The sequence below is a fragment of the Streptomyces hebeiensis genome, assembly GCF_052983195.1.
Genome location: NZ_CM129812.1, coordinates 7,383,914 through 7,397,887, shown reverse-complemented (window position 1 = coordinate 7,397,887; position 13,974 = coordinate 7,383,914). Strand labels below are relative to the sequence as shown.

At 73.1% G+C, this 13,974-nt stretch carries 14 protein-coding genes; 1 reads left to right on the top strand and 13 read right to left on the bottom strand.

What is annotated here, in order from left to right; genetic code table 11:
* Positions 1–19 precede the first annotated feature (19 nt).
* The 8 genes from ACU6P3_RS31770 to ACU6P3_RS31735 all read right to left on the bottom strand — a co-directional run bounded on the left by ACU6P3_RS31770 (position 20) and on the right by ACU6P3_RS31735 (position 7,575).
* Positions 20–796, bottom strand: coding sequence for a 4'-phosphopantetheinyl transferase family protein (locus ACU6P3_RS31770; protein ID WP_447195235.1), 777 nt, complete (start codon positions 794–796; stop codon positions 20–22).
* Positions 793–1,374: an AAA family ATPase gene (locus ACU6P3_RS31765; RefSeq protein ID WP_447195234.1), complete on the bottom strand. Its 582-nt coding sequence runs from the start codon at positions 1,372–1,374 to the stop codon at positions 793–795. The genes ACU6P3_RS31770 and ACU6P3_RS31765 overlap by 4 nt, the downstream gene beginning before the upstream one ends.
* Positions 1,371–2,435 carry a glycosyltransferase family 2 protein gene (locus tag ACU6P3_RS31760; protein ID WP_447195233.1) on the bottom strand — a complete coding sequence of 355 codons (1,065 nt, stop codon included), beginning with the start codon at positions 2,433–2,435 and terminating at the stop codon, positions 1,371–1,373. The genes ACU6P3_RS31765 and ACU6P3_RS31760 overlap by 4 nt, the downstream gene beginning before the upstream one ends.
* 124 nt (positions 2,436–2,559) lie before the next feature.
* Complete coding sequence (locus tag ACU6P3_RS31755; RefSeq protein ID WP_447195232.1) at positions 2,560–3,600, bottom strand: methyltransferase; 1,041 nt, start codon at positions 3,598–3,600, stop codon at positions 2,560–2,562.
* Entirely contained in the window at positions 3,597–3,944 is a 348-nt protein-coding gene (locus tag ACU6P3_RS31750) for an acyl carrier protein (RefSeq protein ID WP_447195231.1), read from the bottom strand. Before ACU6P3_RS31750 ends, ACU6P3_RS31755 begins: the two co-directional genes overlap by 4 nt.
* A gap of 178 nt (positions 3,945–4,122) precedes the next feature.
* Entirely contained in the window at positions 4,123–5,211 is a 1,089-nt protein-coding gene (locus ACU6P3_RS31745) for a hypothetical protein (RefSeq protein WP_447195230.1), read from the bottom strand.
* Positions 5,208–6,902, bottom strand: a complete 1,695-nt coding sequence (locus ACU6P3_RS31740; RefSeq protein ID WP_447195229.1) for a GMC oxidoreductase — start codon at positions 6,900–6,902, stop codon at positions 5,208–5,210. Before ACU6P3_RS31740 ends, ACU6P3_RS31745 begins: the two co-directional genes overlap by 4 nt.
* Complete coding sequence (locus ACU6P3_RS31735) at positions 6,895–7,575, bottom strand: gluconate 2-dehydrogenase subunit 3 family protein (RefSeq protein WP_447195228.1); 681 nt, start codon at positions 7,573–7,575, stop codon at positions 6,895–6,897. Before ACU6P3_RS31735 ends, ACU6P3_RS31740 begins: the two co-directional genes overlap by 8 nt.
* Before the next feature lie 85 nt (positions 7,576–7,660).
* Here ACU6P3_RS31735 and ACU6P3_RS31730 point away from each other — a divergent pair, with 85 nt between their 5' ends.
* A complete protein-coding gene (locus ACU6P3_RS31730; protein ID WP_447195227.1) occupies positions 7,661–8,614 on the top strand; it encodes a hypothetical protein in 954 nt (317 codons plus the stop codon).
* 89 nt (positions 8,615–8,703) lie between these two features.
* On the opposite strand, the gene ACU6P3_RS31725 is transcribed toward ACU6P3_RS31730, so the two are convergent.
* From ACU6P3_RS31725 to ACU6P3_RS31705, 5 genes are all read right to left on the bottom strand, one after another.
* Positions 8,704–9,714 carry a Gfo/Idh/MocA family protein gene (locus tag ACU6P3_RS31725; protein WP_447195226.1) on the bottom strand — a complete coding sequence of 337 codons (1,011 nt, stop codon included), beginning with the start codon at positions 9,712–9,714 and terminating at the stop codon, positions 8,704–8,706.
* Complete coding sequence (locus ACU6P3_RS31720; protein ID WP_447195225.1) at positions 9,711–10,529, bottom strand: inositol monophosphatase family protein; 819 nt, start codon at positions 10,527–10,529, stop codon at positions 9,711–9,713. The genes ACU6P3_RS31725 and ACU6P3_RS31720 overlap by 4 nt, the downstream gene beginning before the upstream one ends.
* Complete coding sequence (locus ACU6P3_RS31715; protein WP_447195224.1) at positions 10,526–11,944, bottom strand: aspartate aminotransferase family protein; 1,419 nt, start codon at positions 11,942–11,944, stop codon at positions 10,526–10,528. Before ACU6P3_RS31715 ends, ACU6P3_RS31720 begins: the two co-directional genes overlap by 4 nt.
* Positions 11,941–13,185, bottom strand: coding sequence for an aspartate aminotransferase family protein (locus tag ACU6P3_RS31710; protein ID WP_447195223.1), 1,245 nt, complete (start codon positions 13,183–13,185; stop codon positions 11,941–11,943). The genes ACU6P3_RS31715 and ACU6P3_RS31710 overlap by 4 nt, the downstream gene beginning before the upstream one ends.
* Before the next feature lie 140 nt (positions 13,186–13,325).
* On the bottom strand, positions 13,326–13,973 hold the full coding sequence (locus ACU6P3_RS31705; protein WP_447195222.1) for a bifunctional 4-hydroxy-2-oxoglutarate aldolase/2-dehydro-3-deoxy-phosphogluconate aldolase: 648 nt from the start codon (positions 13,971–13,973) through the stop codon (positions 13,326–13,328).
* Between the last annotated feature and the right edge of the window lies 1 nt (position 13,974).

The window sequence follows — 13,974 nt, the reverse complement described above, 5'->3', positions numbered from 1 at the left end:
CTCCCCTCGTGTGTCTCGCTCAGTCGGTTCGTAGCCTGGTGCCGTCGCGCGTGGTGACGGACGCCACGTGACCGGGGGCGCCGGCCGGTACGGCCCGCACCCACCAGCCCCCCAGGGCGTCGGGGCGTGCGACGGCCACCCGGCCGTCGTCGTCGACCGTCGCGCCGATACGGGTGAGGGCGGCCCCCAGCGGGGTGCCGGACGCCTTGGCGTACGACTCGGCGCCGGTCCACGCCGTCAGGAGCGCGGTGCGGCGCTCCCCCGGTGAGAGCCGGGCCAGTCGGGGGCGCTGGGCCGGTCCGAACAGCCGGGGCTCCAGTACGCGCGGATCGGCGGTCCTGGCGGCGGTCTCCACGTCCACGCCCACGGGGTGGCCGGCGTAGTCGACGGCGACGGCGACCAGGAGACCGGCGTGGGACACGGAGAGCCGCCAGTCGGTCCCGTCCGCCATCAGGCGCACCGGGCCGTGGTCCCGACCGCCGCAGGCCGGGCACCGGGCGGCCAGCGGCACCCGGGCCGGGTGCAGCCCGAGCCGTCCGCCGAGGACCGAGCGCAGCAGACCGCGGGCCACGGTGAAACTGTCCCGCGCCGGGGGCCGTGTCCGGGCCGCCCTGGCCCGCTCGGCGGGGCTCAGCAGGGCCGCGCAGTGGCGGGCGAGTGCGGGACCGACCACGGCCTGGCGCACCTCGGCGGAGCCGCCGTCCGGCGGTGGCCCGGCGCGGGCGAGCCGGGCCGGGCGGTGCGTCCCCGCGGCGGCCGCGCCGACGTCACCGGTCGCCCGGAAAAGCTCCGTCACGGGGTCTCGCTCTCGTCGAGCCGCGCCAGGATCTCCTCGACGGTCTCCTCGGCCTTCTGCTCCGAGGTGTCGAGCCACAGGCCCAGCCGCGCGGTGTCCCGGCGGAGGACCTGGTCCAGTTCGCGGGCGTACCGACCGGTCTCGTCGTACGCCCGGCCGGACCGGGCCGCGTCACGCCGCAGGACGGTCGCGCTGTCGGGTGCCAGCGCGATCACATGACAGGGGCGCACGTCCCCCAGGAGACCGATGAACTCCTCCAGGTGGGCGCCGAGGAGGTTGTCCTCGGCGACCACGGTGAATCCCTCGGCGGCGTACGAGCGGGTGAGGTACGCCAGGTGGCGCAGGCGCAGACCGTATTGGCGCACCGCCTCCTGCGACGGGTCCGTGGTCATCTCGGCCCGGCCGGCGACCACCATGCGGCGCAGCACGTCGCCCTCGATCAGCACCGCGGGGTCGAAGCGCCGCGCCAGCAGCGCGCCGACCGTGGACTTGCCGCTGCCGGGGACACCGGTGAGGACAAACACCCGTCCGTACCCGGTGCCGCGCGGGGCCGGGCCCATGAGACGGGGCGGGCTCATGAGGCGGCTGAGACGGGTCCGGCCGCGGACGGCTCACGGACCGGGTTGCCGGACCCGTGGTGGCACCGCCATTCCAGCGGGGGCTCGCGGAGTGCCAGGAGTTCCACGAGGACGCGGTTGCCGATCGGTTCCACCTTCTGGAAGGCGCGCTTGACCGCCGTGGTGCCCCGCTCGCCGAGGGTGTCCGGGAGGTACCGCTTGATCTGTTCGAACAACAGCCACTGGCGCCCCTTGCGGTTCTTGGCGACCCGCTCCACGTAACCGGGTTCGATGCCGTACTTGTTGGCGAAGTGCTTCAGGGTCTCGGCGGTCCAGGCGTCGCTCCAGCGCAGCATGAAGTACGGCAGGTCGGTGAGCGCGAAGGGCGGCGGCATCCGGTAGGTGATCACGGACGCCGGCTCGAACCACACCGTGCCGCCCGCGTCGAGCACCCGTTGGCTGAAGTCCAGGTGCTCACGGGTGGTCAGCAAACCCTCGTCCATGCCGCCGACCCGGTCGAACACCGAGCGGCGTACCAGTGCGCAGTGGAACTCGATGATGTCGCACCGCTGCCGCCGCAGCTCCTCGGCGGGCACCTCGGAGAGGTGTTTCATGAAGTGCCGCTGGGTCTGGACGAAGCTCCTCGTGCCCCAGGTGCCCGAGAACTCCATGTCGCCGCCGGCCATGTGCACGGTCTGCTCCTGCAGCGGTCCGTGCAGGTAGAGGGGGCCGACCAGGGCGGCCTTCTCCTCGTCGGCGCAGGAGAGGAGGGGTTCGAGCCAGTGGGGCGTGTACTCCACGTCGTTGTCGAGGAAGACGACGTACTCGCCCACGGCGTAGCGCAGTCCGATGTTGCGGGCGCAGTTCGGCGACACGTACTTGTTGACGCGCACGGCCGTGAAGCCGCGTTCGTCGCTCAGGCGCCGCAGGCGCTCCCAGCGGTCGCGCGGGGAGTTGACGTCCACGTACACGACGTGGCAGGGGACGCGGGTGTGCTCGTAGAAGCTCTTCAGGGACTCCTCGGCGTAGGAGAAGCGCTCCCGGCTGGTGATGACGGCGGTGACGCGGGGCGGGGTGTCCATGTCTGCTCCAGTTCGCGTGCGGAGTGGGGTCCGGTGGGAGCCGGTGCCGCGACCGGCAGGGTGTTCCCGTCGAGGAGCGCCCGTCGAGGAGCGCCCGCCGCGCGGCGGCCGGCCGCCGGAAGGGTCACTGGTCGGGCCGCGCGGTGACGAGCGCGTAGTGGCCGTACGTCGGAGTGGTCTCGTACCGCGGGAATCCCGCTTCGTGGAGGAGCGCGGCGAGTTCGGGCAGGGCCCGCAGCCGGCCGCCGGTCATCACCGCGAGGGCCATGGAGTAGCCGGCGGCGGTCGGCGACAGGTGGCGGGAGTCGTCGGGCATCACCTGGTGGATCAGCAGCCGGCCGCCCGGGGCCAGCGCACCGCGCGCCCTGGCCAGCAGAGCCAGGGACCGTTCGTCGTCCCAGTCGCTGAGCACGTCGGCGAAGAGCACCCGGTCCTGGCCGGTCGGCCAGGTGTCCGCGAACATGTCACCGGGGCACAGGACGACCCGGTCGGCCAGCCCGGCGTCGGCCAGGACGCGGGACGCGGTCGCCGCCACCACGGGGAGGTCCATGACCGTGGCCCCGAGCCCCGGGTTGCGCCGGGCCAGCGCCATGGAGAAGGTCCCGATCCCGCCCGCGACATCGAGCAGGGACGCGCAGCCGGACAGGTCGAGCCGGTCGGCGAGCGCGGCGGCGGGAGCCGCGGAGTGCGCGTGCATGGCGCGGGCGAAGAGCTCGCCCTGGCGCGGCGACCGTCCATGGGTCCGCCAGATGTCCTTCCCCCGGTAGCCGTGTGGCGTGCCCTTCGTGACGACGTGCCGGACGGCCGTGCATCTCTCGTCCCAGCCCAGGCCGAGCATCGGGCCCCAGTAGCGCGCGGTGCCCGGCAGCAGGAAGGCGCGGGCCGCGGGGGTGAGGTGGTGTTCCCGGCCGTGCACGGTGAGGAAGCCGAGGGCGGTCAGGAGGGAGAGGAGCGTGGTGGTGCCATGGGCGTCGAAGCCGCGGGACCGCGCCAGGTCCTCGGCGGGCGCGGGCTCGTCGGCCAGGGCGGTGAAGATGCCGAGCCGGTCGGCGGCGGCGAGCGCGGGCAGCCGGTACTGGGACATGTACGTGTCCATCAGCAGCCGGTCGTCGGGCGCCGTGGCGTCGGCGTCGGAGCCGGGGGGTGTCCCGCCCCTTCCCGTCACCGGACGTCCGAAGCGTCGGACGTGCCGGACACGTCAGATACTTCGCATGCTTCGGACGCGGCCAGCCGGTCGGCCAGGGTGTCGAGCAGTTCCCCCACGGTGGTGTAGCGCATCGGGTCGATGTCGTCGTTCTCGAAGGTCAGATCATACTTCTGCTCGAAATAGGTGAAGACGTAGGCGAGGGTGATCGAGTCGAGCTCCAGGGAGGACATCGACTCCTTCTCGGTGAGGGCTTCGGCGCGTTCCCGCGGGGTTTCGCACTGCTCCACCAAAACCCTGCGGATGTCATCGAGAATTTCTTCCCTCGACGGCACGCTGAATCCGTTCCCACTGGTCAGAGACATCAAGAATCCCCTTTGTTTCACGACACCGGGACGCAAAACCCGAGCCATACGCTAATGAATCACCCAACAGATGTCAATCTTTACAAAAAACCCCGAAAAGGGATCGACAGATATCGACAACCAGCACCTCCTTTCTCTTTCGCCAGGCATTTACGACCTTTTTTGTCCGGTTGCCCGCCTATCCGAAACTCAGTTCGGCGGGCGGTTTCTCCTCGCCGAAGCACCAGTGGGTCTCGCCGCGCAGCCGTCGTACGAGACGGCTTCCGTCGCCGGTGGCACGCGGGCGTACCGCGGCGGCGTGCCGGCACATCGCGGCCAGCAGCGTGTCCAGGCTCGCGGCCAGCAGCGCCACCTCCTCGTGCGCCACCGCGTAGACGCCCTCCGCCCGGAACCGGTGCAGTCCGAGCAGCAGCAGACCGAGCTTCTGGGCGCGGGCGGCGGCGGCCAGACAGGCACGGGAGACCTCGGCCGTCCGCTCGTCCCGTGCCCCGGCCAGTGCGTGCCCGAGGAGGAAGAGCTGCGGCTGGATGTCGCCGAGCACGAGTACGTCCAGGCCCTTGGCCAGCAGCAGCGGCAGCCGGGCCCCGGACCACACCCGCCCGTGGAAGGCCCGCAGTTCGGCGATGTCCTGTGCCAGGGGCAGCAGGGAGGCGGGCACCAGCCGGGCGGCCAGTTCCTCCGGCCGGCGCTCGACCGGCGGCTCGACGCGCTCCAGCACCGCGTACCGGGTACAGGACTCCTTGAGCGCGTCGGTGACCGGGAGCACCCGCCGGTACCCCGCGGTCGCCGGGGCGTCGGTGTCGAGCAGGTGCAGTCCCTCCTCGTCCAACCGGTGCGCGAGGACCATGTGGTGGTGGAAGTGCTCCTTCCCCTCGTGCTCGTCGCCGGGCCAGTGGTGCCCGTCGGGCATCAGCACCACGGGGGTACCGCCCTCGACCAGCGCGGCGATCCGCGGCCAGTGCCGCGAGCCCGTCCCGATGCCGGTCAGGTACCAGCGCGCGGTGCACGCGGGGAACTCGCTCATCGGCCCGTACCACTCGCCCCGGCGCACCAGGTCCAGCGGCCCGGCCAGCCCCTGTGCCACTTCCCTCGCGCCGTAACCGCGGTGCTGGAGCACCGCCTCGACCGAGCGCAGGAAGCAGCCGAGACCGTCGAGGCCGATGTTCTGCCAGCCCAGCGCGGTGGCCGGATCGAAGACGTGAGGTCGGGGGGCCCTGGGCCGGCCGGCGGGCTCCGTGGACGTGCCGGCGGTGCGGTCGGCGCTCACGTCGTCCTCCTGGTGTTCCGCAGCACGGTGGCCATGATCGTCAGGGTCGGGTTGTGCGCCCCGGAGGTGGGGAAGAGGCTGCCGTCGGCGACGAAGACGTTGTCCAGGGAGTGCACGCGGCCGACGCCGTCGGTGACGCCGGCGCGCGGGTCCGTGCTCATCCGCATGCCGCCGAGGGTGTGGAAGTTGCCCGGCACGGTGGACGGTTCACGGGGGAACGCGCGGGAGCGCGTCTCGGGCACGGCCGCGACCTCGTCGGCCCCGGCCGCGCGCAGCAGGGCGGCCAGTCGCGGCAGGTAGAAGCGCTGGGCCGTCGTCTCGTGGCGGTGCGGCGCCCAGGATATGCGGGGCACCGGCACACCCAGCCAGTCACGCGTACGGGGATCGAGACCGACGCGGTTGTCCCGCTGGGAGACGTCCTCGCCGTGCATCTGGACGCCCAGCAGCCGGTCGCGCAGCGGGCTTTCGCGCATCAGCCGCTTGAACGCGGTGCCGTACGGCACCTCCGCGAGCCCGCGCAGCAGACGGCGGTAGATCCGGCCCTCCCCCACCCGTCCCGGCGGACCGGACCCCAGCTCCACCACACCGCCCCGGAAGTAGGTGAGCCCCGCCTCGCGCGCCGCCTCGCGGGCCCCGGGGTGCTCCGGATCGGCGAAGTCGTCCAGGGCATGGGTGATGTTGCGGCCCCGGTCGCCGCGTACCCGCTCGGTCAGGAACAGCCCGTACGCGACGGAGTACCAGTGGAACATCAGGTGGCGGCCGAGGAGGCCCGAGGGATCGGGCAGTTCCGACAGCAGGGCGAGCCGGCAGCTCTCCACCGCCGACCCCGCCAGCACCACCCGGTCGGCGCCCAGTTCACGGCTCCTGCCCGCCGCGTCCACGTACCGCACACCGCCGGCCCTGCGCCCCGTGTACCGGACCCCGGTGGCGATGGACAGCGGCAGGACCTCCGCGCCGGCGAGCACGGCCCGGCGCAACGCGGGCAGCGCGCTGCCGCGCGACTGGTTCGGACAGCCGTAGCCGCAGCACGTCCCGCAGTCGGTGCAGGCCGGTCTGCCCCCGTAGGGACGGGAGTTGGCGGCCATCGGCATGGGATAGGGCGCGAGGCCCAGCCGCCGTGCCGCGTCGGCCACCCGTACCGAGGACGCCTGGTCCGGCCCGGGGGGCATCGGGAAGTCGAGGTCCCGCGGCGCGTGGCGCAGCGTCGGGGCGGCGGGCAGGGCCGCCAGGGCGCCCTGTACGCCGAGCAGCGCCTCGGTCTCGGTGTAGAAGGGGGCGAGTTCGGCGTAGTCGAACGGCCAGTCGACGACATCACACTCCGGGAGGGGACCGAGGAGGGTGCGCTTGGCGAAGTCCAGGTCCCACAGCCGGGGCGTCTTGGCGTCCCAGTGCACCGAACCGCCTCCGACGGCGGCCGGCAGCGCGTTGACGAAACCGGTGTACGGCGGCCCGGGGAAGGCCCGGTCGTGGTACACGCGCGGTTCGGCCAGCGCGTCGGGGTACTCGAAGCCGCGCACCGGGCCCTTGATCTCGTCGGCGGAGAAGGTGTGGCCGGGCGCGGGATCGCGCAGGTCGGCGAAGTGGTTCGGGCCGCGCTCCAGCACGATGACGTCCCAGCCGTTCTCGGCGAGGACCATGGCGGCCACCGCCCCGCCCGGACCGCTGCCGATCACCACGGCTCGCTCAGCCATCGGATCCTCCGGCGGCGAGGGCTCGGGCGGCCTCGGTGAAGTGCCGGGCCAGGACGACGACGGGGTCGTCGCCGTCACCGGTGTACGGGCGCGGCGCCGCGGGTCCCGCGGCCGCGTCCGCGTGTCCGGCCGTACCGGGTGAGCGGGGCGCGGTGCCGGACCCGGGGCGGGCCGGCGGCCGTGGCATCCCCAGGTGGTGCTGCCCGCCGGGGGCCGGACGTCCCAGGGCCGCGAGGCTTCGGTAGACCGGATCGCCGTACGTCGCCTCGACGGCATGGTCGAACAGCAGTCCGCGGAACTCCTCGGCCTCCGGGGACCGCAGCGCCAGGTGCCGCGCCGGCACCGGGGCCGCGGCGAAGTCGCCGCCCGCCAGGCGGTCCAGCACGGCGATCCCGGTGCGGTAGGCCTCCTGGAGTGCCTCGACACGCCGGCGCCAGCCCACCCGCTGGGCGGGGGTCAGCGGCAGGAACGTGTTGTCGTCGCGCCCGGACGCGTAGATGAGCGGCGGTTCGACCGTGAACGCGCCCAGCAGCCGGTCGGCGTAGCGCACGGCGTCCGCCTCGCGCGCGCCCGGGTCGCTCTCGCCCGGGGCGTCGGCGGGGCCGGGAATGAGCAGCGCCGTCGCCTCGCGCACCACCTCGGCCTGGTGAGCGTCGAAGAAGCTGAACGCCAACTCTTCTCCATCACGGGGGCTTTGACCATAATCATCCAATGTCGACACATTTATCCCTTCCGTGCTCGGAGTCGAGGAGACCCGCATGAACAGGACCGAAGACGTATCCCCGGAAGCCGTGTCCCCCGCCGGTCAGTCCCTTCCCGGCGCCCGGGACGGGGCGTTCGCCCTCACCCGGCGGCTGCTGGCCACCAGGGCCCCCCGGTTCACCGGCCGTCACGGGGTGGAGGTGCACAGCCTGGTCTCCGCCGACCACGTGCCCCTCTACCTCTTCGCCGCCAAGTCCCTGGCCCGTCACTGGCCCGAGGTGACGCCTGTCGTGCACGACGACGGAACGCTGACCGGGCGCGACACGGCGCGGCTGCGCCGGCACGTCCCCGAGGCGCGGATCATCGGCCGGGCCGACGCGGACCGCCGGGTGGAGGCGCTGCTGACGGAGCACCCGGTGCTCCGGGCCGTACGCCGGAACAACGTCCGTGTCCTGCAACTCGTGGACTACTTCCTGCTCAGCGAGGCCTCGATGGTGGTCGGCATGGACAGTGACGTGGTCTTCCTGTCGCGTCCGGCGAAGCTGATCGAGTGGGCCGCCGCGCCGCCCGCGCGCCGGCCGGCCTTCCTGTACTCGCCGGAGTTCGGCTGGGAGCCGCAGGGCGTGCACTGGATCGCCGAACACCTGCCGGGCACGCCGTACGTGCCGTACATGTGCTGCGGGTTCACGGCCGCCGACACCGCCGCGTTCTTCGACCCGGCGTTCCTGGAGCGGATCCTGGCGTCGCTGCCCCGGGAGATCAGCTTCGCGCCGCGCTATGTGACGCAGATGGCGTACTCCCTGCTCGGCGGGCGGCTCGGCGAGGACCGGACGCTGGACCTCGGCGAGCCGTACCGGTCCGGCCGGCTCACCTGGCTGCCCGCGATCGAGGACCGCGTGATCTGCCACTACTTCGCCTCCCACGAACGTTCCAGCGCCTTCGACAACCTGGCCGGCGAGGGGCCGCTGCTCCGCCGCGCGCTCGGCCTCGCGCCGGACACCGCCGGCTGACCGGCGGTCCGGCCCCGGTGAACGGCCGGCCATCCGCCCGGTGACGCGGGAGGCCGTCCGTCCATCGGGGCCGGCCGCCCGCGCGTTGCTCACAGGGGCATCACCCGGCCCTCCTCGGCGGCCGAGAGATACGCCGTCTCCACGACGCGCGCGGTGTCGACGATCTCCCGCGCGGGTTCGTGCCACAGCGCGGGATCGGCCAGGACCCGGCGGAAGTCCGCGTACATCGGGGGGAACCACTCCAGGTGCGTCTGGTCCTTGCTGGGCGAGACCAGCGCGTACCGCCGGACGCCGTCCGCGGACCGGACGGTGACCCGCCCGTCGTCGATCCGCACCTGGCCCGCGGATCCGGCCACCCCGTAGTGGTTGGACCGCTCGCCACTGGTCCAGCTCAACTCGATGTCGCAGCGGGCGTCGCCGAACTCGAGCCGCAGCCGGGCCGCCACGTCCACCGCGTCGGGATCGCCGCCGGGCCGTACGACCGTGCAGGACAGCTTCTCCGGCGCCCGGCCGAACAGCCGCAGCGCCATGTAGACGCAGTGCGTGCCGTGGTCGAGCAGGATGCCGCCGCCCGCCAGCGCGCGGGAGCGGCGCCAGTCGGGCGCGTATCCCGGTACGCCGCGTGCGTGACGGTCGCGCAGCACGCGGAACGTCGCCGACTCCAGCAGGCCGATCCGGCGGTCGGCCACGGCCTCCCGCAGGGTCCGCATCACCGGTGAGGTCCCGTAGTTGTGCGACGGGAACAGCAGCCGGCCCCGTGCGGCCGCCTCGCGCGCGAGGCCGCGCGCCTCCTCGGCGCGGACCGCCACCGGCTTCTCACAGATGACATGGCGCCCCGCCGCCAGCGCGGCACGGGTGAGCGGCACGTGGAACACCGGCGGGGAGCAGACGTCCACGACGTCCACGGCGTCCGGGCCGCCCGACGCGAACAGCTCGTCGAGCGTGGCGGAGACACGCCCGCCCGTGAGGAGCCGGGCCGCGGCCCCGCGGCGCTCCTCGGACGGTTCCACGACGGCCACCACCTCGGCGTCCTCGACGGACCGGTAGCCGCTCAGCCGCGCGGTGCCGGCCGTGCCGAACCCCACGATCGCCACCCTCATGCCCGCCCTCCCGGCTCGGCCGCCGGCGGGCGCGGGCCCCCGGCCTCGACAAGGGCCCGGTGGAAGGCGGGGGCCGCGGCGACGAGGTGTCCGCGCGCCGCCACGAACGTCTCGCCTCCCCAGCCGGTGACCGTGCCCCCCGCCTCGGTGACCAGCAGGGCACCGGGCGCGGTGTCCCACACCCCGATGCCGAACTCCAGGTATCCGTCGTACGCGCCCGAGGCGACCCGGCACAGCCCGGTGGAGGCGCTGCCCGGTTCCCGGATCTCGAATCCCGCGTCGAGCAGGCGGTCCGCCACGCAGCGCTGCTGTCCGCGTACCACGCCCTCCGTACCGAAGCCGGTGCCCGCCAACGGCCGTCCGGTCCGTGGGACCGACACGCGCAGGCGTACGTCGTCGCGGTACGCGCCCTGACCGGCGACGGCCCGGTAGACCGCTCCGGACTCGGGCAGGCGGATCAGGGACAGCACCGTCCGGCCGTCGACGGCCAGCGCGAGGGCCACCGCGTAGTCGCTCAGTCCGCGCAGATAGTTGGTGGTGCCGTCCAGAGGGTCGACGATCCAGGTGGGCCGGCCGTCGTCACCGCCCTCCGGGCTCTCCTCCTCGGACACGATCCCGAACCGCGGGGTCCGCTCCCGCAGTACGGCCAGGGCGAGGCGCTCGGCCGCCAGATCCGCGTCGCTGACCGGTGCGTCGCCCTCTTTGGTGCGTACCTGGTGCGGCGCGGCGCGACGTCTCAGGAGTTCCTCCGCGGCGGCCGAGGCGGCCAGTGCCGCCGTCTCGGTGAGACGGTCCGTGTCGAGCGTGACGGTCATCCTTCACCCCGCGCGCGGATCAGCGTCTCGCGGATGATGCCGACGGCCGCCTGGGCCTGTTCCCGGCCGATGGAGAGCGGCGGGTAGAGCCGTAACGTACTGCCGCCCAGCATCACCAGCACACCGGCCTCCATGAGGTCGAGGTAGACGCGTCGCACCACGCTCTTCGGAGCGGGTTCGCGGGTCTCCTTGTCCGCGACCAGCTCGATGCCGAGGGCGAGCCCCGCGCCGCGCACCTCGCCCACCAGCGGGGCGAGTTCGGTCAGGTCGAGGAGTTGTGACAGCATCTCCCGGCCGCGTTCGGCCGCGTTCCCGACGAGTCCGTCACTCGTGAGGATCGCCGTCGTGGTGGCCACCGCCCGGCAGGCCATGGGAAAGGCGCCGAAGCTGGACGAGCTCGCGCTGGGGTCGGAGAAGGGCGCCGCCGCCATGGTGGACCCGGCCGCGACCACGCCGGTGACGGGATAACCGCCGCCCATGCCCTTGCCGACGGTGAGCACATCGGGGTGGGCGTCCTCGTGCTGGTGGGCGAACGCGGCACCCGTACGCCCGAAGCCGGTCATCATCTCGTCCGCGATCAGCAGGGCGTCGAACTCCTCCGCCACCTCGCCGAGGGCGGTGAGGTAGCCGGGCGGCGGCACCACGTTGCCGGACCTGCCCTGCACCGGCTCGACCACGATCGCGGCGAACGCCCCGGTGGAGTTCTCCTTGATCACATCGCGGGCGTGCTCGACACAGGCGAACCCGCAGCCGGGCGGGGCGAGTTTGAACGGGCAGTGGTAGCAGTTGGCGTACGGGGCGGAGAAGTAACCGGGCGGGAGCGGCCCGAGCCCGGACCGGGCGCCGGCGGTGAGGGCCAGGCTCCCCGTCGTCTTGCCGTGGAAGCCGCCCCAGAAGGAGAGGAACTCGTGTTTGCCCGTGACGGACTTGGCCAGCCGCAGGGCCGCCTCGACCGCCTCGGTGCCGCCGCTGTAGAGCTGGATCGTGTCCAGGCCGTCGGGCAGGAAGTCCCGCAGCACCCGCACCATCTCCAGGCGGGCGGGCGTGGCGAAGGCACCGGCCGTGGCCCGGGTGAGTTCCTCGGCGAGAGCGGCCGTGAAGCGCGGTTCCGCGTGGCCCAGCGAGTTGACGCCACCGGCCCCCTGGAAGTCGATGATCCGGTTCCCGTCGATGTCGGTGAGCACCGCCCCGTCCGCGTCGGCGACGCACAGCCGGGAGAGCAGCATCACGGCCTGGAGTCCGGGGCCGATCACCTCTTGCTCCTCGGCCCAGTGCCGCTCGGTGGCGGTACGCGGCCGGAGCATGCCCCAGCCGTGGCCGGCGGGGGCGGGCGGACCGGTGACGGGGTGCGCGGCCGGGGGGCGCGTCGGTGGGGCCTGAGCCGGCAGGGGGCGTGTCGTCCGGGAATCTGTCATACCGCTTCCGCCCTCTCCCCGGCGAGCCAACCGTCCCTGGCCAGCGCCTCGAAGCCGCTCCGTGCGGCGCGCACCGCCGAGTCGATGTCCTGCTCGGTGGTGGCGGCGGACACGAACCAGTGGTGGTTCGGGTGCAGGAAGACACCCTCACGGATGGTGGCCGCGTAGAACGAGCGCTTCGCCCGCTGGTCGCGCTCCTCGCCGCCGAAGCCGAAGTCGAGGAACGGCATCGGTGGGTGGCCGACGACCTCCATGGGCGCCCGGTAGGTGGCGACGAGCTCCCGCAGTCCGCTCTGGAGGCGTTCGCCGAGCTGCCGGACCCGCTCGAGGTGCTTTCCCGAACGGAGTTTGCGCACGGTGGCCAGGGCGGCCGCCATGGCGTCGGCGTTGGCGTAGTACGTGGACGAGATGTGCACCGTGTCGAGGGTGCGCAGCACATCGGCACGCCCGGTCAGCGCGGAGATCGCGTAGCCGTTCGCGAACGCCTTGCTGAGGGTCACCAGGTCGGCGGTGACACCGTAGTGCTCCTGCGCGCCGCCGATCGCGAGGCGGAAACCGGACCGGATCTCGTCGAAGACGAGCAGGGTGCCGTGCTCCCGCGTCAGTTCGCGCACGCCCTCCAGGAAGCCGGGAGCCGGGCGCTCGATCATGAACGGCATCATCACCACGCACGCGATCCGCCCCCGGTGGCGTTCGAGGAGCGCGCGCAGTGAACCGAGGTCGTTGTAGGTGAAGGTGTCCACCAGTGCGCGGCTGACGGCCGGAATGCCGTGGTCCCACTGGGCGCACCAGTCGTGCCAGCCGTTGTAGCCCCAGCGCACCACGCGGTCGCGTCCCGTGAAGGCACGGCAGAGCCGTACGGCGGCGCCGGTCGCGTCCGACCCGGTCTTGAGGAGCATGCCCATCTCGGCACCGGGGATGATCTCCAGCAGCTCGCTGATCAGCTCCGTCTGGATCGGCTTCATCAGGCCGGTGGCGAAGCCGCGCCGGATCTCCCTGACGACGGCCTCGTCCACGTCCGGGTCGGCGTGGCCGAGGATGACCGTTCCGTAGGAGAGGAAGAAGTCCAGGTACTTGTTGCCGTCGACGTCCCAGAAGTGGGCTCCCTGGGCACGGTCGGCGAAGATCGGGTAGTGGCCCTCGACCATCTGGTCCGAGGCGATGACGTTCTTGCGCTTGGCGGCGAGGGCGTCGATCTGCTCGGCCCTGCGATCGAGTTCGAAGGAGTGGTCCAGGCCCAAGGGAGTCCCTTTCGGCTAGTGCCGCGACCGGCAAGGTTGCCCGTCGAGGAGCGCCCGCCGCGCAGCGGGGCTTGTGGCCGACGCCGCGCGCACGCTGCGCCGGGCGCCGCGGCGCAACGGGCGGAGGGGCGGAGGGGCGGTTATCCGGCCTGTGCGGCGCGCACCCGGTCGAGCAGGCCGGCTGCCCGGTGCCGCACGTCCGCAAGGCTCCCGCCGCGCAGGGCGTCACCGACGAGCGGCCGTCCCAGCGCGGCGGCATGGGCACCCGCCGTGAAGTAGTCCGACACGTCGTCGGCGGTGATGCCTCCGGTCGGGACGATGGGGATGTCGGGAAAAGCCATCGTCAGCGAGGCCAGGTAGGCCGGGCCGCCCAGCCGCGCGGGGAACAGTTTCACCAGTGCGGCGCCGAGCCGCCACGCCTCCATCACCTCGGTGGTGGTGAAGGCGCCGCACACCACGGGAACGCCGAGCGTGCGCGCCTCGTCCAGCACCTCGGGCAGCACCCCGGGGGTGAGGAGGTAGTGCGCACCCGCGTCCACCGCCCGCGCGGCGGTCTCGCGGTCACGGACGGTCCCGGCACCGACCAGGGCGGCACCGGTGGCCACACCGCGTGCCACGGAGCGGAGGGCGTCGGGCGAGGTGAGGGTGATCTCCACGGCGCGGATGCCGGCCTTGCCGAGTTCCTCGGTCACCTCGGGCACGGCCGGCGAGCCGGGCTCGGTGAGCATGGCGATCAGTGGGGTGCCGGCGACCTCGGCGGCGATGTCGAGGGGGCTCGTCCCGGTCACG

Coding starts and splice junctions, on each gene's coding strand:
- ACU6P3_RS31765 (WP_447195234.1), bottom strand. CDS start 1,374: ATGAGCCCGCCCCGTCTCATGGGCCCGGCCCCGCGCGGCACCGGGTAC.
- ACU6P3_RS31720 (WP_447195225.1), bottom strand. CDS start 10,529: ATGACCGTCACGCTCGACACGGACCGTCTCACCGAGACGGCGGCACTG.
- ACU6P3_RS31750 (WP_447195231.1), bottom strand. CDS start 3,944: ATGTCTCTGACCAGTGGGAACGGATTCAGCGTGCCGTCGAGGGAAGAA.
- ACU6P3_RS31730 (WP_447195227.1), top strand. CDS start 7,661: ATGAACAGGACCGAAGACGTATCCCCGGAAGCCGTGTCCCCCGCCGGT.
- ACU6P3_RS31715 (WP_447195224.1), bottom strand. CDS start 11,944: ATGACAGATTCCCGGACGACACGCCCCCTGCCGGCTCAGGCCCCACCG.
- ACU6P3_RS31740 (WP_447195229.1), bottom strand. CDS start 6,902: ATGGCTGAGCGAGCCGTGGTGATCGGCAGCGGTCCGGGCGGGGCGGTG.
- ACU6P3_RS31760 (WP_447195233.1), bottom strand. CDS start 2,435: ATGGACACCCCGCCCCGCGTCACCGCCGTCATCACCAGCCGGGAGCGC.
- ACU6P3_RS31725 (WP_447195226.1), bottom strand. CDS start 9,714: ATGAGGGTGGCGATCGTGGGGTTCGGCACGGCCGGCACCGCGCGGCTG.